General features: G+C 70.5%; 2 protein-coding genes. Both read right to left on the bottom strand.

Features of this window, described 5'->3' with window-relative positions; all coding sequences use genetic code 11:
- The coding region (locus AB0J04_RS45990) for an L-serine ammonia-lyase (RefSeq protein ID WP_363174708.1) at window positions 1-896 on the bottom strand (896 nt) is incomplete at its 3' end.
- Window positions 897-982: 86 nt separating this feature from the next.
- Window positions 983-1872, bottom strand: an 890-nt coding sequence (gene glyA / locus AB0J04_RS45985; RefSeq protein WP_363174707.1) for a serine hydroxymethyltransferase, incomplete at its 5' end; no start/stop codon positions are given.

Genomic DNA, 1872 nt, shown 5'->3' with positions numbered 1-1872 from the left:
TGCAGGACCGCCGGGATGATCCCGGCCGCGCCGTTCGTGGGGGCCGTCACGACCCTGCCGCCCGCCGCGTTCTCCTCGTTCACCGCCATCGCGTACAGCGTGATCCACTCCATCGAGTGGGCCAACGGGTCGCCCTCCGCCCGGAGTTGACGTGCCGTCATGGCGGCGCGTCGGCGGACGCGGAGGCCGCCCGGCAGGATGCCCTCGCGGGACATGCCTCGGGACACGCACCGCTGCATCACCTGCCAGATCTCCAGCAGACCCGCCCGGATCTCGTCCTCCGTGCGCCAGGAGTGCTCGTTCTCCAGCATCAGCGAGGAGATCGACAGACCGGTCTCCTTCGTCAGGCGCAGCAGCTCGTCGCCCGTGCGGAACGGGTACTTCAGGACCGTGTCGTCGAGCTTTATCCGGTCCGCGCCGACCGCGTCCTCGTCCACGACGAATCCGCCGCCGACGGAGTAGTACGTCTTCGACAGCAGCTCCGCCCCCGAGGCGTCGAGCGCCCGGACGGTCATGCCGTTGGCGTGGTAGGGGAGGGCCATGCGGCGGTGCAGGACCAGGTCGTCGTCGAAGGAGAACGGGATCTCGTGCGCGTCCAGCAGCCGCAGCCGGCCGGTCGCCTTGATCTGCTCCACCCTGTCGTCGGCGCCCTCCACGTCCACCGTGCGTGGCGAGGAGCCCTCCAGGCCGAGCAGGACCGCCTTCGGCGTGCCGTGCCCGTGGCCGGTCGCGCCGAGCGAGCCGTACAGCTCGCACTGGACCGACGCCGTGGAGTCCAGCAGGCCCTCCTTGCCCAGCCGCCGCGCGAACATGGCCGCCGCGCGCATCGGGCCGACCGTGTGGGAGCTGGAGGGGCCGATGCCGATCGAGAACAGGTCGAAGACCGAGATGGCCACGGGGACTCCTCAATAACAGGGGTGGTGCGGGGTCCCGGGGATGCCGCGCACCCTTCACAGTGTGCGCGGCGCCCCGGGAAAGGGACCTACTTGTTCAGACCGGGGTAGAGGGGGTGCTTGTCGGCGAGGGCGGTGACCCGGGCTTTGAGCGTGTCGGCGTCGTAGGACGGCTTGAGGGCCTGGGCGATGACGTCGGCGACCTCGGCGAAGTCCTCGGCGGTGAAGCCGCGGGTGGCGAGGGCGGGGGTGCCGATGCGCAGGCCGGAGGTGACCATCGGCGGCCGGGGGTCGTTCGGGACGGCGTTGCGGTTGACGGTGATGCCGACCTCGTGGAGGCGGTCCTCGGCCTGTTGTCCGTCGAGTGCGGAGTCGCGCAGGTCGACGAGGATGAGGTGGACGTCGGTGCCGCCGGAGAGCACGTTCACCCCTGCCGCGCGGGCGTCCGGTGCGGTCAGGCGCTCGGCGAGGATCTTCGCGCCCTCGACCGTGCGGGCCTGACGCTCCTTGAAGTCCTCGCTCGCGGCGACCTTGAAGGAGACCGCCTTGGCCGCGATCACATGCTCCAGGGGGCCGCCCTGGAAGCCCGGGAAGACCGACGAGTTCAGCTTCTTCGCGAACTCCTTCTTCGCGAGGATGATTCCGCCGCGGGGACCGCCCAGGGTCTTGTGGGTGGTGGACGTGACGACGTCGGCGTACTCCACCGGGTTCGGGTGGAGGCCGGCCGCGACCAGACCCGCGAAGTGCGCCATGTCGACCCACAGGAAGGCCTCGACCTCGTCCGCGATCCGGCGGAACTCCGCGAAGTCCAGCTGCCGGGGGTACGCCGACCAGCCCGCGATGATCACCTTCGGGCGGTGCTCCTTGGCGAGCCGCTCGACCTCGGCCATGTCGACCAGGCCGGCGTCGTCCACGTGGTAGGCGACGACGTCGAACTGCTTGCCGGAGAAGTTCAGGCGCATGCCGTGGGTGAGGTGGC

The organism is Streptomyces sp. NPDC050263, from assembly GCF_040655955.1.
GTDB lineage: Bacteria > Actinomycetota > Actinomycetes > Streptomycetales > Streptomycetaceae > Streptomyces.
The sequence above is the reverse complement of the archived record's forward strand: the minus strand, read 5'-3'. Positions and strand labels throughout refer to the sequence as shown.